The sequence below is a fragment of the Streptomyces subrutilus genome (genome assembly GCF_008704535.1).
Classification (GTDB): Bacteria; Actinomycetota; Actinomycetes; order Streptomycetales; family Streptomycetaceae; genus Streptomyces; species Streptomyces subrutilus.
In genome coordinates, this window is record NZ_CP023701.1 from 6,869,109 (window position 1) to 6,887,772 (window position 18,664).

Sequence of the window (18,664 nt, forward strand, 5' to 3'; positions counted from 1 at the left end):
CGGCGCCGGCCCCGGACCGGCGCCGCCGTCCGCGCCGCGCGGGCGGGGCGCCGCCCCGGGCCGCCCGCCTACGCCGGTGCGCGGCCGGGTCCGGCGGCCACCGGCGGCGGCGAGGCCCCGGGCGCTCCCGCGGTCCGCTCGGCGGCCCGGCGCAGGGCCAGGGCCGCCAGCGCCTCCGGGGCGCCGCCCTGCCCGCGGATGCCGGGGAAGGCGTTCACGTCCACGATCAGCGGCGTGCCGTCGCCCGCGTCGATGACGTCCACGCCGTACACGTCGAGCGCGAAGGCCGCACCCGTCGCGCGCACCAGTGCGGCCCAGCCCGGAGGCAGTTCGCCGGGGCCGAGCGTGTGCGTCGGGCCGCGGCCGGCGGGGGAGAGCTCGGAGCGGCGCAGGGCCGCGAAGACCTCGTCCCCGATCGCCCACAGCTTGTGGTCCCAGCCGCTGTTGGCGGTGAAATCCTGCACCACCACCGGCTCCTGCGGCCACCGACCGGCCAACTCCGCCAGCTGCGACGTGTCGTGGACCAGGGCGACCAGGTCCCCGCGCCGGCTGTGACGGCTCTTGACGACGAGCGGAGCGGCCAGGGTGCGCCCCGCCGCCCACGGGCCGAGGGGCCCGACCGTACGGGTGGCCGCGAAGGGCAGCCCGGCCCGCAGCGCGATCTCCGCCATCTCCGTGCGGTCCTGGCACCGCCGCGTCGCGGCGGCGGAGTTGACCACGGCCGCCCCCCGCTCCTCCAGGGCGCGGGCGAGGGCCAGGGCGCGCGGGGTCCGCGACTTCAGCAGGTACGCGTCCGCGGCGGGCCGCGCGTCCCGCGGCCCGGGCGGATCGGCCGCGAGCGGATCGACCGCCTCCACGTGGTGTCCGGCGGCCGTCAGCAGGGCGGACGCCGCGGCCAGCAGCGGGTGGCCGGGCTCGGGGGTGATCAGGCCGATCCTCACGCGCCCTCGCCCACCCCGGCGGTCAGCTGCGCGGGGATCGACACGGGCAGCGGATACGCCTGCGCCCCGCCCGCCGCGCCCACCCCGGCAGCCGCCATCGGGACCACCCCGGGCGCCGACGACGCCGCGCCGCGGTCGGCCAGTGCGAGCACCGCCCGGGCCACCCGGGCGGCCGCGTCGGGCACCTGACGGAAGCTCGGGAAGTCGTTCACGTCGACGACCACCGGCCCGTCCGGGCCCAGCAGCACGTCGACCCCGTACAGGTCGAGCCCGTACACCGCCCCCACCTGTGCGGCGATCGCCGCCACCTCCGCCGACAGCGGCACCCGGCGCTCCCGTACGGAGGGGTCCGGGTGCAGGGGCGAGCAGCGCTCGGTGGCGAACAGCTCCCCGCCGACCGCGTACACCTTGATGTCGGTGCCGGAGTTCGGCACGTACGGCTGGGCGATGAGCATGCCCTCGCCGGCCAGGACGGGCAGCAGCGCCTCCAGCCGCCCGGGCGACCCTACGAGGTGCACGGCCCGCCCCGAACTGCCGTCCGCGGGCTTGACGACGAGGGGGTACTCGGCGTCCGGTATCTCCCGGAGCAGCTCCGGGTCGGCCACCGCGTAGGTGACGGGCAGCGGAAGCCCCCGCAGCCGCCCGAGCGCGGCCGCCAGCGCCTTGTCCCGTACGCCGCGGATCGACCGGGCGTCGTTGACGGTGGTCATGCCCGCCGCGGCGGCGGCTTCGAGCAGCGTCAGCCCCGGACCGCCGGAGACCGTCTTGAGCACCCAGGCGTCGTGCGCCCCGGTCCCCACCGCCTCGGTCATCCGCAGCAGCGACCCTCCGGGCCGCACCACGTCCACCCGGTGCCCCCACGCCGTCAGCCGACCGATCACCTCGTTCGGCATCCCGTCGTGGCGGTAGTGCTCCTCCACCAGGAAGCAGAGCCTCATGGAACTTCCCCATATCCCCGGACGTCCGCCGATACCGTCCGGCGAGTTGTGACGTCACAGGATGTCATGAACCGCAATGTGCTGATCGGTCCGTGTGTGCGAAGGGGAACGCGGGGCAACCGCGCGGGTCCGGCGGCCCGGTGGCCGGGCCTTCGGCGGGCTCCCGACCGATCGGTCCGGCTGCGCTGGCAATTGGCCAAATAGCGTCTCAGCTCAGGTGATATCGGTCACTACGCAACGTGATAGTTGCCAAGAGCTGTCCAAAACGATCAATAACTCTCCTATAGTTGGGCCTCGTTACTGACAGGAACCCTCTCTTCCATATACGCCCGGTATGAGGCTCTGATTGATGACGGCGTCGCCCTCCCCCCTTCGCCCCTCCGCCCTCGCCCTGCTGCTGACCGCGGCGGCGGGCGGCGCGCTCTCCACGGCGGCGGTGGCCGCGGCCCCGCCGTCCGTCCGGGTCCCCCTCGCCTGGTTCTCCGTGTCGGGGGTGCTCCTCCTCGCCATCGCGGCCTTCGCCGTCACCTGGACGGCACGCACCGCCCGGGTCCAGCGCGGCCGGATCTCCACCCTGACCGGTGAGGTGGCCTCCCGCGACGCGTACATCGCGCGGCTCGCGGCCGACGCCTCGCGCGACGCGGCCGCCCACCACGGCGACCGCGAGCGCCTGGCCGCCGCCCACGCGGCCGAGGTGCAGGCCCTGGCCGCCGCCCACGCCGAGCGGGTCGACGGCCTCACCGCCGCCCACGCCACCGCCCTGGACCAGCTGACCGCGGCCCAGAGCGCCTCCCGCGAACGGCTCGGCAACGAGCTGCGGCGCGCCGAGTCCGGCCGGGCCGCCGCCATGGCCGCCGCCGCCAACGCGGCCGGCCGCATGCAGGCGCTGGCCACCGGCATGCTGGCCGACCTGCGCGACATGGAGCACCGCCACGCCGACGAGGACGTCCTCGGCGACCTGCTCCACCTCGACCACCGCACCGCCCAGGCCGGCCGCCTGGCCGACTCCATCGCCGTGCTCACCGGGGCCCGTTCGGGACGCCGCTGGGCCAAGCCGATCGTCATGGAGTCGATCCTGCGCGGCGCGATGGGCCGCATCGGCGGCTACCAGCGCGTCCGGCTGCACTCCACCAGCGACGCCGCCGTCGCCGGACACGCCGCCGAGGGCATCATGCACGCCCTGGCCGAACTGCTCGACAACGCCGCCAACTTCTCCCCGCCCACCGCGGAGGTCCACGTCTACGTGGAGGAGGTCCCGGCCGGCATCATCATCACCGTCGAGGACAGCGGACTGGTCATGAGCGACGTCCAGCTGCGCCGTGCCGAACAGGCCGTGACCGCCGAGTCGCTGGACCTGGCCGGCCTCTCCGGCACCCGCCTCGGCCTCGCCGTCGTCGGCCGCCTCGCCCGCAAGCACGGGCTCACGGTCTCCTTCCGCCCCTCGGCCCGCGGTGGCACGGGCGCGCTGATGATGCTCCCGCAGGAGCTGATCAGCCGCACCCCCTCCGAGACCGACGCCGCACCCGCGGCCGAGCCCGCCGAGCCCCCCGCGCTCCCCGCCCGCACCCCCCAGACCGCGCTGCCCGCGGCGCCCCCGGCGGCGGAGCCCGAGACGGTCCACGAGACCCCGTCCGAGCCGCTCGCCGCCCCTCGCGCGCTGGACTCCGACCGCGCCGGAGAGGGCCGGGCCCCCGCCCGCGCCGCATCCGACGGCGAGCCCCCGCAGACCGGTGACACCGGTCTGCCCCAGCGCCGGCGCGGCCGCACCCTGGCCGCCGCCCACCCCGAGGGCCCCGACGCCGCCGGCGCGGCGGCCCGTACGGCATCCGGTACCCCCACCGGAGCCTCCCGGTCGGCCGCCCGCTTCGGCAGCTTCCGCCAGGCCGTACGCGGCGCCTCCGCGCCGGCCGCACCGGCCACGAGCCCCGAGCGGCCCGCGCCGACCACGAACTCCCCGCACCCGGAAGGCAACACGGAATGACCGGCTCCACCACCGACGAGACGCTCAGCTGGCTCCTGGAAGGGCTCCTGGAACGCACCGCCGGCGCCCGGCACGCCCTCGTGCTCTCCCGTGACGGCCTCAAGCTGTGCCGCACCCCGGAGCTCTCCGTCGACCAGGCCGACCAGCTCGCCGCGATCGCCGCCGGCATCCAGAGCCTCTCGCACGGCGCGTCCATCGAGTTCGGCGACGGGAGCGGCGGAGTCCGCTCCGCCATGGCCGAGTTCTACGGCGGCATCCTCTTCATCGTCGAGGCCGGTGAGGGCGCGCACCTCGCGCTCGTCGCGGCCGAGGACGCCGACGCCGGCCTGGTCGGCCACAACATGTCCGAACTGGTCGAGCAGCTCGGCGAGCACCTCGTCGCTCGGCCCCGGGGATGAGCAGGAGTACGAACAGGCCGGGCCGGGACGACTCCCCGGACCGGCTCTACACCCTCACCGGAGGCCGCAGCCGGTCCGACTCCGACGCCTTCGACCTGGTCACCCTGGTCGTCGCCGAGTGCGACCCGGTCGCCGGCATGCAGTCCGAGCACGCGGCCATCCTGCGCATGAGCCGCTACCCGACCGCGGTCGTGGAGATCGCGGCCGAGCTCGGCCTGCCGGTGTCGATCGTGCGCATCCTCCTCGCCGACCTGCTCGGCACCGGCAAGATCAGCGCCCGGCACCCCCGTTCGGCGTACCGCCTTCCCGACCTCGACATCCTGGAGCAGGTGCTCGTTGGACTCCGCAATCTCTGATCAGCGCGAAACCCGCCAGACCCTGCAGAGCACCGCCGACAACGGTCTGAAGATCGTCATCGTGGGCGGCTTCGGCGTCGGCAAGACCACCATGGTCCGCTCGGTCAGCGAGATCCGACCGCTGAACACCGAAGAGACCATGACCAAAGCCGGCGAGGCCGTCGACCACACCGACGGGATCGCCGGGAAGACGGCCACCACGGTCGCCTTCGACTTCGGCCGCATCACCCTCGACGCGCGCAACGTGCTCTACCTGTTCGGCGCGCCCGGCCAGGAGCGGTTCTGGTTCCTGTGGGACCGGCTCTTCTCCGGCACGCTCGGCGCCGTGGTCCTCGTCGACACGCGCCGGCTCGCCGACTCCTGGTACGCCATCGACCGGCTCGAACACCACGGCACGCCCTTCGTCGTGGCCTGCAACGACTTCGGCGGTCCCGCCCACACCGCGGACGAGATCCGGGCCGCCCTCGACCTCCCGGCCGAGGTCCCGCTGGTGTTCTGCGACGCCCGCTCCCGCGAGTCCAGCAAGCACGTGCTGATCTCCCTCGTCCAGCACCTCCAGACGGCCGTTCTGACCAACCTGCCGAAGACCCCGGAGCCCGCCCCGTGACCTGCCCCGCCGCCCACGACCCGCTGGCCGTCCCCCTCGGCGGCCCCCGGTTCCAGACCGACCCCATCGAGCTGTACCGCGAGATGCGGCGCGACCACGGCGCCGTGGCCCCGGTCGTCCTCGACGGCGGCGTACCGGCCTGGCTGGTCCTCGGCTACCGGGAACTGCACCAGGTCACCAGCGACCCGGTGCTCTTCTCCCGCGACTCGGACCTGTGGAACCAGTGGGACCGCATCCCCGCCGACTGGCCGCTGCTGCCGATGATCGGCCGCAAGCAGCCGTCCATCCTCTACACGGTGGGCGAACGGCACCGGGAGCGGGCGGCCGTCATCTCCGACGCCCTCGAATCCGTGGACCCCTTCGAACTCAAGGGCCACGCCGAGCGGTTCGCCGACGAGCTGATCGACGTCCTGTGCGGCAAGGGCAGGTGCGACATCGTCGCCGAGTACGCCATGCTCCTGCCGCTGCGCGTCCTCGCCCGCATCTACGGCTTCTCCGACGAGCAGGGCCCCGGCCTCGTCACCGCCATGAACGACATGATCAACGGCCGTGAGGGCGCCCTGGACGGCCAGCGCCACCTGGGCGGGTCCATGTACGCCCTGCTCGCCGCCAAGCAGGCCGACCCCGGTCCCGACGTCGCCTCCCGGATGCTCGCCAACACCGCCGGCTTCACCATGGACGAGGTCGCCCAGGACCTGATGGTGATGATGGCCGCCGGCCACCAGCCCACGGCCGACTGGATCGGCAACTCCCTGCGCCTCATGCTCACCGACGACCGCTTCGCCGCCTCCCTCGCGGGCGGCCGGCACAGCGTCGGCGAGGCCATGAACGAGGTGCTGTGGGAGGACACCCCCACCCAGAACGTGGCCGGCCGCTGGGCGTCGCGCGACACCAACCTGGGCGGGCGCCGCATCGGCCGCGGCGACCTCGTGCTCCTGGGACTGGCCGCGGCCAACGCCGACCCGCACGTGCGGACCGACGCGGGCGCGCTGACCGGCGGCAACAACGCCTTCTTCTCCTTCGGCCACGGCGAGCACCGCTGTCCGTTCCCCGCCCAGGAGGTCGCCGAGGTCATCGCCCGCACCGGCATCGAGGTCCTCCTCGACCGGCTGCCCGACGTCGACCTCGCCGTGCCCGCCTCCGCGCTGGCCCGCCGCCCCTCGCCCTGGCTCCGCGGACTGAACGAACTGCCCGTCACCTACACCCCGACACCGGCCCTTGGAGCGACCAGATGACGTGCCCGATCGACCACTCCGGCCCCGGCGCCGGCGCCCTCACCCTCGACCCCTTCGTCGCCGACCTCGACGCGGAGAGCGCGGCCCTGCGCGCCGCCGGTCCGCTCGCCCGCGTGGTCCTGCCGGGCGGCGTGGGCGTGTACGCCGTCACGCGCCACGCGGAGGCGAGAAGACTCCTGACCGACTCCAGAGTGGTCAAGGACATCAACGCGTGGGGCGCCTGGCAGCGCGGTGAGATCCCCCTGGACTGGCCGCTGATCGGCCTGGCCAACCCGGGCCGCTCCATGCTGACCGTCGACGGCGAGGAGCACCGCCGACTGCGCTCCCTGGTCGCGCAGGCCCTCACCGTCCGCCGGGTGGAGAAGCTGCGCGAGGGCATCGAGGCCCTGACCGCGGACATGCTCGACGCACTGGCCGCGCTGCCGGCCGGCGAGCGCGTCGACCTCAAGCTGCACTTCGCCTACCCGCTGCCGATGAACGTCATCAGCCGGCTGATGGGCGTGGACGCCACCGAACACCCGCGGCTGAAGGCCCTGTTCGAGAAGTTCTTCTCCACCCAGACCCTGCCCGAGGAGGTCCCGCAGATGATGGCGGACCTCGGCGCGCTGTTCTCCCGGATCGTGGAGTCGAAGCGGGAGAACCCGGGCGACGACCTCACCAGCGCGCTCATCGCCGCCTCCGAGGACGGGGACCGCCTCACCACGGAGGAGATCACCAACACCCTCCAGCTGATGGTCGCGGCCGGCCACGAGACCACCATCAGCCTGATCGTCAACGCCGTGGTCGCCCTGGAGACCCACCCCGAGCAGCGCGCCCTGGTCCTCAAGGGCGAGGTCCCGTGGGAGAACGTGATCGAGGAGACCCTGCGCTGGTCCACCCCGACCTCGCACGTCCTGATCCGCTTCGCCGCCGAGGACGTCGAGGTCGGCGACCGGATCCTGCCCAAGGGCGAGGGGCTCGTCGTCTCCTTCGGCGCCATCGGCCGCGACGAGGAGCAGCACGGCGAGACGGCCGGCGCGTTCGACGTCACCCGCACCCCCAACCGGCACATCTCCTTCGGCCACGGCCCGCACGTGTGCCCCGGCGCCGCCCTGTCGCGCCTGGAGGCACTGGTGGCCCTGCCGGCCCTCTACGCGCGCTTCCCGGACCTGGCCCTCGCGGTCGCCCCCGACGAGCTCCGCAACAAGCCGATCCTGACCCAGAACGACCTGTTCGACCTGCCGGTCCGGCTGACCGCCGCGGCCGGCTGACCCGGTCGCACCCCGCTCCCGGCCGGCCGCCGCCCCGGCCGGGAGAAAACCGGATGAGCCGCTCCGCACGCCGCTGCTACGGTGGGCGCGTGCCGAAGCTGAATCAGATAATCGCAGTGGAAAAGGGCGTCAAGTCCAAGTCCCTCCAAGAGCTGACCCAGGCTCACCACGACGTCCAGAAGCCCGCGCTGCTCGCCGGCATCTCGCGGACCTACCAGCCCAAGGACGAGGAGGGTGAGCAACTGCCGCCCGAATCCACCCGGGTCCAGGTCAAGGCGGAGGACGCGCTGCGGGCCACGGCGGCCACGCTGACCCGGCTGTTCGACGTGACGGCCACCAAGGACTGGGCGAACCGCACCGCGGCCGCGGACGTCGTCGTCGACGGCACCGTGCTGCTCCCGCAGGTGCCCGTGCCCTACCTGCTCTTCCTGGAGAAGCAGCTCACCGACCTGAACACCTTCGTCCGGAAGCTGCCGGTGCTCGACGCCGCCGAGTCCTGGAACCTGGACCCGTCCACCGACTCCTGGAAGACGGACCCGGTGCGCACGATCCGGACCAGGAAGGTCCCGCGCAACCACGTCAAGGCCGAGGCCACCGAGAAGCACCCGGCGCAGGTCGAGGTCTACTACGAGGACGTCCCGGTCGGCTACTGGACGACCGTGAAGTTCTCCGGCGCCCTCCCGGCCCGCCGCGTCAACGAGCTCCTGGACCGGGTGGAGAAGCTCCAGCAGGCCGTGAAGTTCGCCCGCGAGGAGGCCAACGGCACCGAGGTCACCGACCAGCGGGTCGGCGACGCGGTGTTCGGCTACCTGTTCCGGTAGCCCCCAGATCGCCCCCTGCGGCGCAGGGGGTGCGCGAGAGCGCAAGCTGAAACTGAAAGTCGAAGCTGAACAGGGGTGACAGTTGGGGGTTCGAATCCCTCTCCCGGCACCACGTGCCGGGGTGGCCCAAGCCCGGTAGAGGCGGCCCCGTCAATCTCAGATTCTCGCTCCAGTCTCAGTATTCGCCGCCGAACACCGGATCGACCGGGCGTGGACGGTCATCGACGGATGGGGGTTCAAGTCCCTCCTGCGCCTCTCCTCGTGGCGCGGTAGTTCAAAGGCAGAACACGTCGGTCTCAGAATGATCCACGGCCTTAAACGCCGCCGGTGTGCCCCATGGGTGGCACACAGGAGCCCGGGAGCTGGACATGCTCCCGGGCTCCGTCACGTCCCGGGCCCGGCCGAAGGCCACCGCCCGGCGCGACCCGCGCCGCCGCACCGGTACCGACACGAAGACCCGGCCCGCCCGCGGAGGCGGCCTCGTCCGGAACGCGCCGTCGGGGCCCGCCGGTCGTCCGCGCGGCCGCTTGCCGCCGCCCGGCGCGACCGCGCAGAGTACCCCGTATGACACCCGCCGAACTGCTGCAAGCCTTCGTCCGCACCCGTGCCTCGCTCGACGGCGCCGAGGTCTTCTTCTGGTGGACCGGAGACGTCTACTCCTGGGCCCCCGGCGAGCCCTACCAGCGCCTGTTCGGCTTCGAAGGGCTCAACGCCGCCCGCCTCACCCCCGACGAGGAGACCGGCGGCCACCGACTGCTGACCCGGGAGGCCGCCTTCTACCTGGACCCCCTCAGCCGGGAGATCCTGGACACCTGGCAGGACAAGCCCGTGGTGCACGTCTGGAACGACCCGGCCAACCAGCGGCTGCGCCCCTTCCCGGTCCCGATGACCGTGCTCGGCGACCAGGTCTGCTTCAGCCTGGAGATCCCGCTCGCCTACCCCTCGCCGCTGCCCGTCGCGCAGTTCCCGGCGAACTCGGCCGACGACACCTACCGCGCGCTGGAGCTCTTCCAGTTCTTCGCCCCCGCGGACGTCCTCGACACCGACGCGGTGAGCGTCCCCGCGACCATGTCCTGGATGCGCATGTCCCCGTTCCTCCCGTGGATGGAGCAGGGCGGCCGCCCCGGCGGCCTCGCCTTCCACTGCCGGGGCCGCAAGCTCGCCTCGTACGACGAGGTGCCCGGGCGGACCCGCGCCCGCATCGCCGCCACCCACCCCCGGTACGCCCACGCGCCCGAGGAGTGGACGGAGCCCAACGAGACCAGTTGGACCTACTTCCGCCGGCTCGCGCGGCCCTGACCGACGCCCGCCGGACGGCCCCGACCGACGCCCGCCGCGCGGCCCCGAGGGGCCCGACAAGGGTTTTCCCCGTATCCAGTTCATCCCCGCGTTGCCTACTGTCTGCCCACCGGCGATCTTCCCCGGGCCGGACGGCGGCGCGCCAACCCCACATGGCGCGAGGCCACAGCGCCCGGGGGATCGCCGGCACCAGCGTCGCCCCGCCCCCGTCGACGGGACCGGAGCGACGTGGCGCGCGGTGGCGGCCGGGGAGGGCCTGACCAGCCCGCCCCGGCCCCGCGGCCGCCGATCACCTCCCCCACTGCACCGACCGGCCGCTCCGGCCTGCCCGGAAACGGCCCGTGAAAGGGAACACCGTGCACGCAACGAGACGCAGGCTCATATCCGTGGTGGCGATATCCGTCACCCTGCTCGCCGGCACCGCCACCGCTTCGGTGTCCGTCGCCGCGGACGCCCCGGCTCCCGCCGGCTCCGCGGCCACCGCGCCCGTCGAGAACCTCATCGTCGGATACAAGTCCTCCGCCAGCGAAGCCAGTTCCAACACCGCCGCCGCCGACGACGCCGCGGCCAAGGGCAGGAAGGCCGGCAAGAAGGCGAAGTTCGACCGCCGCCTGGGCACCGGGGCCGCCCTCGTGAACCTCGGCTCCACCGCACCCGCCGACGCCGCCGACGTGATGGCCCAGTTCCGCGCCGACCCGGACGTCGCCTACGTCGAGCCCGACTCCCGCGCCTACGCCCTGGCCACCCCGAACGACACCGAGTACGCCAAGCAGTGGGACCTCTTCGAGCCCACCGCCGGCATGAACGTCCCGGCCGCCTGGGACAAGACCACCGGCTCCGGCGTGACCGTCGCCGTGATCGACACCGGCTACGTGGCCCACTCGGACGTCGCCGCGAACCTGGTCGCCGGCTACGACTTCATCACCGGCTCCGCCGCGGCCCGCGACAACAACGGCCGCGACAACAACCCCGCCGACCAGGGCGACTGGAGCGCGGCCGGCGAATGCGGCGTCGGCTCCAAGGCCAGTGACTCCTCCTGGCACGGCACCCACGTCGCGGGCACCATCGCCGCCGCCGCCAACAACGCCAAGGGCGTCGCGGGCATCGCCTACAACGCCAAGATCCAGCCCGTGCGCGTGCTCGGCAAGTGCGGCGGCGCCACCTCGGACATCGTCGACGCCATCACCTGGGCCTCCGGCGGCTCCGTCCCCGGCGTCCCGGCCAACGCCACCCCGGCCAAGGTCATCAACATGAGCCTCGGCGGCTCGGGCGCCTGCGGCACCAGCTACCAGAACGCCATCAACGCGGCCGTCGCCCGCGGCACCACCGTCGTGGTCGCCGCAGGCAACAGCAACGCCGACGCGGCCGGCTTCTCGCCCGCCAGCTGCAACAACGTGATCAACGTGGCCGCCACCAACCGCACCGGCGACCGCTCCTTCTACTCGAACTTCGGCTCGATCATCGACGTGGCCGCCCCGGGCGGCGAGACCCGCCGCGCCACCGACACCCCCGGCACCGTCACCACCCCCGAGAACGGCATCCTCTCCACCCTCAACGGCGGCACCACCACCCCCGGCGCCGAGATCTACAAGCCCTACCAGGGCACCAGCATGGCCGCCCCGCACATCGCCGGCCTCGCCGCGCTCCTGGTGGCCGCCAAGCCCGCGCTGACCCCGGCCCAGGTCGAGGCCGCGATCAAGGCCAACGCCCGCCCGCTGGCCGGCACCTGCACCGGCGGCTGCGGAACCGGCCTCGCCGACGCGGCCGCGACCGTGGCCGCCGTGACCTCCGGCCCCTCCACTCCCGCCTTCGAGAACGGCACCGACGTCGCGATCGCCGACAACGCGACGGTGGAGAGCCCGATCACCGTCACCGGCGTCACCGGCAACGCCCCCGCCGCCCTCAAGGTCGGCGTGAGCATCGCCCACACCTACATCGGCGACCTCAAGGTCGACCTGGTCGCCCCCGACGGCACCCTCTACCCCCTCCACAACCGCACCGGCGGCGGCACCGACAACATCAACCAGACCTACACCGTCAACGCCTCCTCCGAGGCCGCCAACGGCACCTGGAAGCTCCGCGTCAACGACAACGCCGGCGGCGACACCGGCAGGATCGACACCTGGAACCTCACCTTCTGACGCACCGCCCCGACCACCGGGCCGGGCTCCCCAACCCGCCCCGACGGCGGGATAGTACGGACCAACACCACCCGCCGGACCTGCCGATACGCCCCGTATCGGCAGGTCCGGCGGCCATTACCGGCCACCGACTGATTTCTGCGTCACAATCCGTGTCCGTCCGCCATCCGACCTCGTATTGTCGCCTCTCACAGAGAAGGCACAGGAGCTGGGGAACGAAGGGCTGGTGGCTGTGCGTGGGCGCCGGGACGGGGCACGCCGACACGAGTGTCGGACACGGTGAACTGATCAGGGACATCGACCGCGCGCTGACCACGCACGGCCGGGCGCTGCTCACCGGACCCGCCGGAGCGGGCAAGACGGAAGTGGCCGGAGCCGTCGCGGCCGCCGCCGAGGCACGCGGCGAAACGGTGCTGCGCCTCGCCCCCGAGGCCGCCGACCGGTGGATACCCGAGGCCTCCGCCGCCGCGCTGCTGGCCTCCGTACCCCCCGCCGCCCTGGACCGGCTGTCCGGGCCGCAGCGCACCGCCATCGCCCTGCTGCGCCGCGAGAAGGACGCCCCCCGCACCGGCCGCGACCACGTCGCACTGCGCCTCGCCGTCGTCGAGGTGCTGCGCGAACTCGCCGCCCGCGCACCGGTCCTGCTCGTCGTCGACAACGCCCAGTGGCTCGACGCCGAGAGCACCGACCTGCTCCGCTTCGCCCTGCGCCTCACCCCGGCCGGTGTCCGCGCCCTCGCCGTCGAATGCGTCCGCGGCGGCGTCCCCGCCGGCGAGACCCTCTGCGGCCCCGGCACCCCAGCCGTCCGGGTCCCCCCGCTCGGCGCCGACGAAGTCGCCGAACTGCTCCTGCGCCACGGCCTCCCCGCCCGCCTCGCCGGCCGCATCCACCAGGCCAGTGGCGGCAACCCACGGCTCGCCCTCGCCCTCGGCCACTCCCTCGCCGAAGCCGCCGGCGCCCGCGACACCAGCGCCCACCACGCCGACGCCCTCCCCGTCACCGGCCACGCCCGCGAAGTGGCCCGGCGGCTCCTCGCCGAAGCCTCCGTGCAGGCCCGCCGCACCCTCCTCCTGGCCGCCCTCGCGACCCGGCCCACCACCGCCCTGCTGCGCCGCGCCGGGCGCCCCGACGCCGAGGCCGAACTCGCCGAGGCGGAACGGGCCGCACTGGTACGGGTGGGCGAGGACGGCACCGTCGAGTTCACCGCCGGCGCCCTGCCCACCGCCCTGGCCGCCGACACCGGCTGGCCCGAGCGCTCCGCCGGCCACGCCGCCCTGGCCGCCGCCGTCGACGACCCCGTCCAGGCCGTACGCCACCGCGCCCTCGCCGTGGACAGCCCCGACGACCGGCTCGCCGCCGAGATCACCGAGGCCGCCGCGGCCTGCCGGCGGCGCGGACAACGGGCCCTGGCCGCCGAACTCGGCCTGCTCGCCGCCGAACGCACCCCCGCCGACCGGCCCGCCGAGGAACTGGCCCGGCTCGTCTCCGCCGCCGAGGACGCCGGCTGGGCCGGGCGCGCCGACCTCGCCCGCCGCGCCACCCGCGCCGTCCTGGCCCGCGACGCCTCGCCCGCGGACCGGGTGCGGGCCCGCCTCGCCGTGATCGACGCGGCCGGCCAGGCCCTCGGCACCCTGGAGGAGACCTTCGCCCACGCCATGGCCGAGGCCGCCGGCGACCCCTCGCTCCGGGCCGCGGTCCAGCTGCGGATCGCCTGGAAGCTCAACCTCAGCGACGGCGACCCGGTCCGCTCGCGCGACGCCGCGGCCGAGGCGGGCGCGCTCGCCGCGCTCGGCGGGGACCAGGTGGCCGAGGCGATGGCCCTGACCGTACGGGCCCGGATGGGCCGCATCCTCGGCGATCCGGGAGCGGAGGCCATCCTCGCCGAGGCCCTCGCCCTCCCCGCCCCCGAGGTACCGCTCGGCATGCGCAACGCACCCCAGTACCTCGCCGTGCGCCACGCCCTCTTCGACGACCGGCTCGACGACGCCCGCCGCCAGCTGATGGTCCTGCTGCCCGCCGTCCAGCGCACCGGCTCCGCCGAGGACGTCTTCGAGGTGCTGCGCAGCCTCACCGAGGTCGAACTGCGCAGCGGCCGCTGCGAGGCCGCCTCCGCCCGCGCCCGCCGGGCCCTGGAGCTGACCATCGAGGCCGGACTCTCGCCGGGCCCCGCCTGGTACGTCGCCGCCATGGCGGAGGCCATGGGCGGCAGCTTCGCCCGCGCAGCCGGGTACGCCCGGCGCGGCATCCAGGCCTCGCGGGAGGAGCACGACAAGGTCTTCCTCTCCCGCAGCCTGCACGCCCTGGGCCTCGTCGAGCTGGCCACGGGCGAGGCGACGAAGGCCGTGGCCACCCTGCGCAGCGTCGCCGAACTGGAGGCCGCCCAGAAGGTGGTGGACCCGTCCGTGCTGCGCTGGCACGGCGAGCTGGCCGAGGCCCTGGTGGCCGCCGACGCCCCCGACGAGGCCGGCCGGCTCCTCGACACCGTCCGCACGGTCGCCCGCAGCCTCGGCCGCCCCGGCGTGGTCGCGGCCCTGGACCGGGCGCGCGGCCTGTGCCTGTCCGCGCAGGGCGACGCGGAGGGTGCCGTCAGCCTCTTGGAGGCCACGGCCGGGCGGTTCGCCTCCCTCGGGCTGCCGTTGGAGCGCGGCCGTACGCTGCTGGCCCTGGCCCGCGTGGAACGACGCCGCCGGCGCCGGGCCCCCGCACGCGCCGCGCTGGTCGCCGCGGCCGAGGTCTTCACCCTGGCCGGCGCCGCGCCCTGGGTCGAACTCGCCCGGGAACCGGGTCCGGGCGAGTCCGGCCCGGTGCCCGCGGCGGCCGCGCTGACGGAGGGGGAGGCCCGGCTGGCCCTGCTGGTCAGCCGGGGGGCCAGCAACCAGGAGGCGGCGGCGAAGCTCTTCCTCAGCGTCAAGACGGTGGAGGCCCGGCTGACCCGCATCTACCAGAAGCTCGACGTCCGCTCGCGGGCCCAGCTCGCGGCCGCCCTGGCCGCCGGAGGCCAGGGCGGTCAGAGCGGCCAGGACGCCCAGGCGTGACGCGGGACGCGCACGGGGCGGCGGTCCGGCGCCCGGGGCGGTCGTCCCCGGGCGCCGGACCGCCCGACCTCAGCAGCCGAGGTTGTTGCCCGGCGTCACGCCCAGGAGCTGGGTGAAGCTCTGGTACTTCGAGATCCGGCTCTGGACCTGTGCCGGGTTCCCGCCGTTGCACTCCAGGGCGCCGTTGATCGACCGGATGGTCTCGCCGAAGCCCGCGCCGTTGACCATGGCGGCGTGGGCCGTCATCGTGCCCGGCCCGTTCTGGGTGTTCCAGTACCAGAGCGCCGTCTTCATGGCGACGGCCGGGTCCTGCTCGACCAGGTACGGGTTGGCGAGGAGGTTGATGCCGAGCGCGTCGCCGGCCGCCTTGTAGTTGAAGTTCCAGCTGAGCTGGATCGGCCCGCGGCCGTAGTAGGCGGCCTGGCCGGCCGGACAGCCGTACGGCTGGGTCGCGTCGCAGTAGTGGGGGTAGTTGGCGGTGTTCTGCTCGACGATGTAGTAGAGGCCGCCCGTCTCGTGCGAGACGTTCGCGAGGAAGGCGGCGGCCTCGCGCCGCTTCACGGTGTCGTCGCCGGTGTTGGCGAAGCCCGGGTACGCGGACAGCGCGGCGACCAGCCCGTTGTAGGTGTAGAAGGGGTTCCGGTTCGGGAACATCTGGTTGAACTGGGCCTCGGTGACCACGAATCCGTTGTTGTTGCCGGGTCCGTCACCGCCTCCGGTCCCGCAGGCGCCCTGGTCGGCCCAGACGCCCCACTGGCCGGTGGAGCCGGGCGTCTCGCCCTGGGTCCACCACTTCGCCTGCCAGTTGCGGCCGCCGTGCGAGGCCGTCTGGCCGTTGGTGTAGACGGCCGACGTGGCCCAGGCGCCCGCGCAGGCCGGCGCGGCGGCGGCGGGGGAGGCGGGGAGGGCGATGGCGAGGCCGAGGGTCACGGCGGCGGCTGCCGCCAGCGAGAGGGCGCGACGACGAAGCGCACGTATCACGTAACTGCTCCTTCAGTGGGGGGAGTTGCCGTGGGGGCGGCGACACCCCCCACTGAAGCGAATGTGGTCTGGACCTGTCAAGGTCTAGACCAAGGAGAAGTAAAGTGCGGACACGGCGCCGCCCCCGTCCCGGACGGGCCGGAACGGGGGCGGGGGAGCGGCGGAGGTCAGCTGCCGGCGGAGAGGTTGCCCGAGAGGACGGGGATGTTGCTGAGGATGTGGGAGAGCGGCTCGTCGCCCTTGGCCTGCGTCGAGTTCTCGGCGCACTGCTGGTTCTGCGGGTTGGCCAGCACGTTGACGTCCTGGACGCCGACGTTGGCGAGGATCGCCACCAGCGACTGGGCGTTGACCTTGGCCGGCAGGCCGACGCAGAGCTTGTTCAGGGAGCCCTGGATGGCGCTGAGCTGCGGGCTCATCGCGCCGGCGGTCTCCTGGTTGCCGAAGACCTGGGCGGCGCCGTTGCCGTTGACAGTGTTGACGCCGTTGTCGTTGCCGATCGCCATCGCCGGGGCGGCGGCCGCGGCGCCCGCGCCGAGCACGGAGGCGGTGACCGCGGCGGTGGCCATGAACTTCTTGAGCATCTGGGGAATCCTTCTGTCGCACTGTCGCATGGGATAGCTGCCCTCGGCGGGACGCGCTGATCAACTGCTCTCAGTGCCCGGGGTTATCCCCACTCACCCGAGTGGCCCAACGGCGGAGTGGCCCGGTCCCGCCGCCGCGACGGCGAGACTGAGCTCCTCGGGTCCGAGGGTCAGCCGGTCTTGCGGCGGACCTTCTTGTTCTTGCCGCCGGGGCCGCTGCTGGACCCCTGGACCTTCGCCCGGCTCTGGTGGGCCTGCTGGGACTGGGCATTCGCGGCGTTGCGCTCCAGCGCCTCCCGGAACTTTCGCTTGGCCTCGTCGGCCGGGGATTCGTCCTGCGGAGTGTCTGTCTCGTCTGCCATGTGTCCTCCTGGGGTGATCAAACGATTTCAGTCTGTCAGGTGGCGGCCCCCCTGACCAGCGAGTTCCGCGTGAGGAGCGACTCGCGTCGACGGGGTCCGGGCGCCCCACGGCGCGACGGCACCCGGACCCAAGGATGCCTTGGAAAGGTCATAAGCTTTGGTTATGAGGTCATAAAGCGATACCGGGTGCCGGGTTAGGATTGCCTTAGTTTAGGGTTTCCCTGATCCACCATGCTGTCGCTCGAAGGGAACCCCTGCCATGCCTCGCCCTCTGCGGGTAGCCATCGTCGGTGCCGGCCCCGCCGGGATCTACGCCGCCGACGCGCTGCTGAAGTCCGAGGCGGCCGTCGAGCCCGGTGTGTCCATCGACCTCTACGAGCGGATGCCGGCGCCCTTCGGCCTCATCCGCTACGGCGTCGCGCCCGACCACCCGCGCATCAAGGGCATCATCACCGCCCTCCACCAGGTGCTCGACAAGCCGCAGGTCCGCCTCTTCGGCAACGTGGACTACCCGAACGACATCACCCTCGACGAGCTGCGCTCGTTCTACGACGCCGTGGTCTTCTCGACCGGCGCCACCGCCGACCGCGAGCTCGCCATCCCGGGCGTCGACCTGGACGGCTCCCACGGCGCCGCCGACTTCGTCTCCTGGTACGACGGCCACCCGGACGTCCCGCGCACCTGGCCGCTGGAGGCCGAGAAGGTCGCCGTGCTCGGCGTCGGCAACGTCGCCCTCGACGTCGCCCGCATCCTGGCCAAGACCGCCGAGGAACTGCTGCCCACCGAGATCCCGGCCAACGTCCACGAGGGGCTCAAGGCCAACAAGGCGCTGGAGGTGCACGTCTTCGGCCGCCGCGGACCCGCCCAGGCGAAGTTCAGCCCGATGGAACTGCGCGAGCTCGACCACTCGCCCAACATCGAGGTCATCGTCAACCCCGAGGACATCGACTACGACGACGGCTCGATCGCCACCCGCCGCGCCAACAAGCAGGCCGACATGGTCGCCAAGACCCTGGAGAACTGGGCGATCCGCGACATCGGCGAGCGGCGGCACAAGCTGTTCCTGCACTTCTTCGAGTCCCCCACCGAGATCCTCGGCGAGGACGGCAAGGTCGTCGGTCTGCGCACCGAGCGCACCGAGCTCGACGGCACCGGCAACGTCAAGGGCACGGGCCGGTTCACCGACTGGGACGTCCAGTCCGTCTACCGCGCGGTCGGCTACCTCTCGGACGAGCTTCCCAAGCTCCCCTGGGACGTCGCGTCCGGCACCGTCCCGGACGAGGCCGGACGGGTGATCGAGGCCGGCGCCCACCTGCAGTCCACGTACGTGACGGGCTGGATCCGGCGCGGCCCGATCGGTCTGATCGGCCACACCAAGGGCGACGCCAACGAGACCGTCGCCAGCCTGCTCGCCGACCATGCCGCGGGCCGCCTGCACGAGCCGGCGGCGCCCGCGCCCGAGGCCGTCGAGTCCTTCCTGGCGGAGCGCGGCGTGCGCTACACCACGTGGGAGGGCTGGTACCGGCTGGACGCTGCCGAGAAGGCGCTCGGAGCGGCCGAGGGTCGGGAGCGCGTGAAGATCGTCGAGCGCGAGGGCATGCTCGACGCCAGCGGCGCGTAACCGGCGGGCGAGCCCGTCACGACGCGGTGGGGCCGGGACCCGACGGGGGTCCCGGCCCCACCGGGTCGCGGTGCCGCCACTCCCGGTGCCCGCCGGTACGGCCGAAACCCGCCGTCC

General features: G+C 73.7%; 16 protein-coding genes. 11 read left to right on the forward strand and 5 right to left on the reverse strand.

Annotated features, from left to right (window positions below; all coding sequences use genetic code 11):
• Window positions 1–68 precede the first annotated feature (68 nt).
• Window positions 69–941: an ATP-grasp domain-containing protein gene (locus tag CP968_RS30630; protein WP_150521067.1), complete on the reverse strand. Its 873-nt coding sequence runs from the start codon at window positions 939–941 to the stop codon at window positions 69–71.
• Window positions 938–1,879, reverse strand: coding sequence for an ATP-grasp domain-containing protein (locus tag CP968_RS30635; protein WP_150521068.1), 942 nt, complete (start codon window positions 1,877–1,879; stop codon window positions 938–940). The genes CP968_RS30630 and CP968_RS30635 overlap by 4 nt, the downstream gene beginning before the upstream one ends.
• A 349-nt stretch (window positions 1,880–2,228) precedes the next feature.
• Here CP968_RS30635 and CP968_RS30640 point away from each other — a divergent pair, with 349 nt between their 5' ends.
• The 10 genes from CP968_RS30640 to CP968_RS30685 all read left to right on the forward strand — a co-directional run bounded on the left by CP968_RS30640 (window position 2,229) and on the right by CP968_RS30685 (window position 15,002).
• Window positions 2,229–3,860 carry a sensor histidine kinase gene (locus CP968_RS30640; RefSeq protein WP_229886517.1) on the forward strand — a complete coding sequence of 544 codons (1,632 nt, stop codon included), beginning with the start codon at window positions 2,229–2,231 and terminating at the stop codon, window positions 3,858–3,860.
• Window positions 3,857–4,258, forward strand: a complete 402-nt coding sequence (locus CP968_RS30645) for a roadblock/LC7 domain-containing protein (protein ID WP_150521069.1) — start codon at window positions 3,857–3,859, stop codon at window positions 4,256–4,258. Before CP968_RS30640 ends, CP968_RS30645 begins: the two co-directional genes overlap by 4 nt.
• Window positions 4,255–4,614, forward strand: coding sequence for a DUF742 domain-containing protein (locus tag CP968_RS30650; RefSeq protein ID WP_150521070.1), 360 nt, complete (start codon window positions 4,255–4,257; stop codon window positions 4,612–4,614). Before CP968_RS30645 ends, CP968_RS30650 begins: the two co-directional genes overlap by 4 nt.
• Window positions 4,595–5,221, forward strand: coding sequence for a GTP-binding protein (locus tag CP968_RS30655; RefSeq protein ID WP_150521071.1), 627 nt, complete (start codon window positions 4,595–4,597; stop codon window positions 5,219–5,221). The genes CP968_RS30650 and CP968_RS30655 overlap by 20 nt, the downstream gene beginning before the upstream one ends.
• Window positions 5,218–6,456: a cytochrome P450 gene (locus tag CP968_RS30660; protein ID WP_150521072.1), complete on the forward strand. Its 1,239-nt coding sequence runs from the start codon at window positions 5,218–5,220 to the stop codon at window positions 6,454–6,456. The genes CP968_RS30655 and CP968_RS30660 overlap by 4 nt, the downstream gene beginning before the upstream one ends.
• Window positions 6,453–7,706 carry a cytochrome P450 family protein gene (locus CP968_RS30665; RefSeq protein WP_150521073.1) on the forward strand — a complete coding sequence of 418 codons (1,254 nt, stop codon included), beginning with the start codon at window positions 6,453–6,455 and terminating at the stop codon, window positions 7,704–7,706. The genes CP968_RS30660 and CP968_RS30665 overlap by 4 nt, the downstream gene beginning before the upstream one ends.
• 89 nt (window positions 7,707–7,795) lie before the next feature.
• Entirely contained in the window at window positions 7,796–8,527 is a 732-nt protein-coding gene (locus CP968_RS30670; protein WP_150521074.1) for a DUF7873 family protein, read from the forward strand.
• Window positions 8,528–9,091: 564 nt separating this feature from the next.
• Window positions 9,092–9,826, forward strand: a complete 735-nt coding sequence (locus tag CP968_RS30675) for a DUF1838 family protein (protein WP_150521075.1) — start codon at window positions 9,092–9,094, stop codon at window positions 9,824–9,826.
• 341 nt (window positions 9,827–10,167) lie between these two features.
• Window positions 10,168–11,967, forward strand: coding sequence for a S8 family peptidase (locus CP968_RS30680; protein ID WP_150521076.1), 1,800 nt, complete (start codon window positions 10,168–10,170; stop codon window positions 11,965–11,967).
• Between the two features lie 236 nt (window positions 11,968–12,203).
• Window positions 12,204–15,002, forward strand: a complete 2,799-nt coding sequence (locus CP968_RS30685) for a helix-turn-helix transcriptional regulator (RefSeq protein ID WP_189829009.1) — start codon at window positions 12,204–12,206, stop codon at window positions 15,000–15,002.
• Window positions 15,003–15,071: 69 nt separating this feature from the next.
• On the opposite strand, the gene CP968_RS30690 is transcribed toward CP968_RS30685, so the two are convergent.
• The 3 genes from CP968_RS30690 to CP968_RS30700 form a co-directional block, all read right to left on the reverse strand.
• On the reverse strand, window positions 15,072–15,983 hold the full coding sequence (locus CP968_RS30690) for a glycoside hydrolase family 19 protein (RefSeq protein ID WP_373304121.1): 912 nt from the start codon (window positions 15,981–15,983) through the stop codon (window positions 15,072–15,074).
• 167 nt (window positions 15,984–16,150) lie between these two features.
• Complete coding sequence (locus tag CP968_RS30695; protein ID WP_150521077.1) at window positions 16,151–16,564, reverse strand: rodlin; 414 nt, start codon at window positions 16,562–16,564, stop codon at window positions 16,151–16,153.
• A 170-nt stretch (window positions 16,565–16,734) separates the two neighbouring features.
• Window positions 16,735–16,926: a DUF5302 domain-containing protein gene (locus CP968_RS30700; RefSeq protein ID WP_150521078.1), complete on the reverse strand. Its 192-nt coding sequence runs from the start codon at window positions 16,924–16,926 to the stop codon at window positions 16,735–16,737.
• A 259-nt stretch (window positions 16,927–17,185) separates the two neighbouring features.
• Between CP968_RS30700 and CP968_RS30705 the strand changes: the two genes are divergently transcribed.
• A complete protein-coding gene (locus CP968_RS30705) occupies window positions 17,186–18,547 on the forward strand; it encodes an FAD-dependent oxidoreductase (protein ID WP_150521079.1) in 1,362 nt (453 codons plus the stop codon).
• Window positions 18,548–18,664 lie beyond the last annotated feature (117 nt).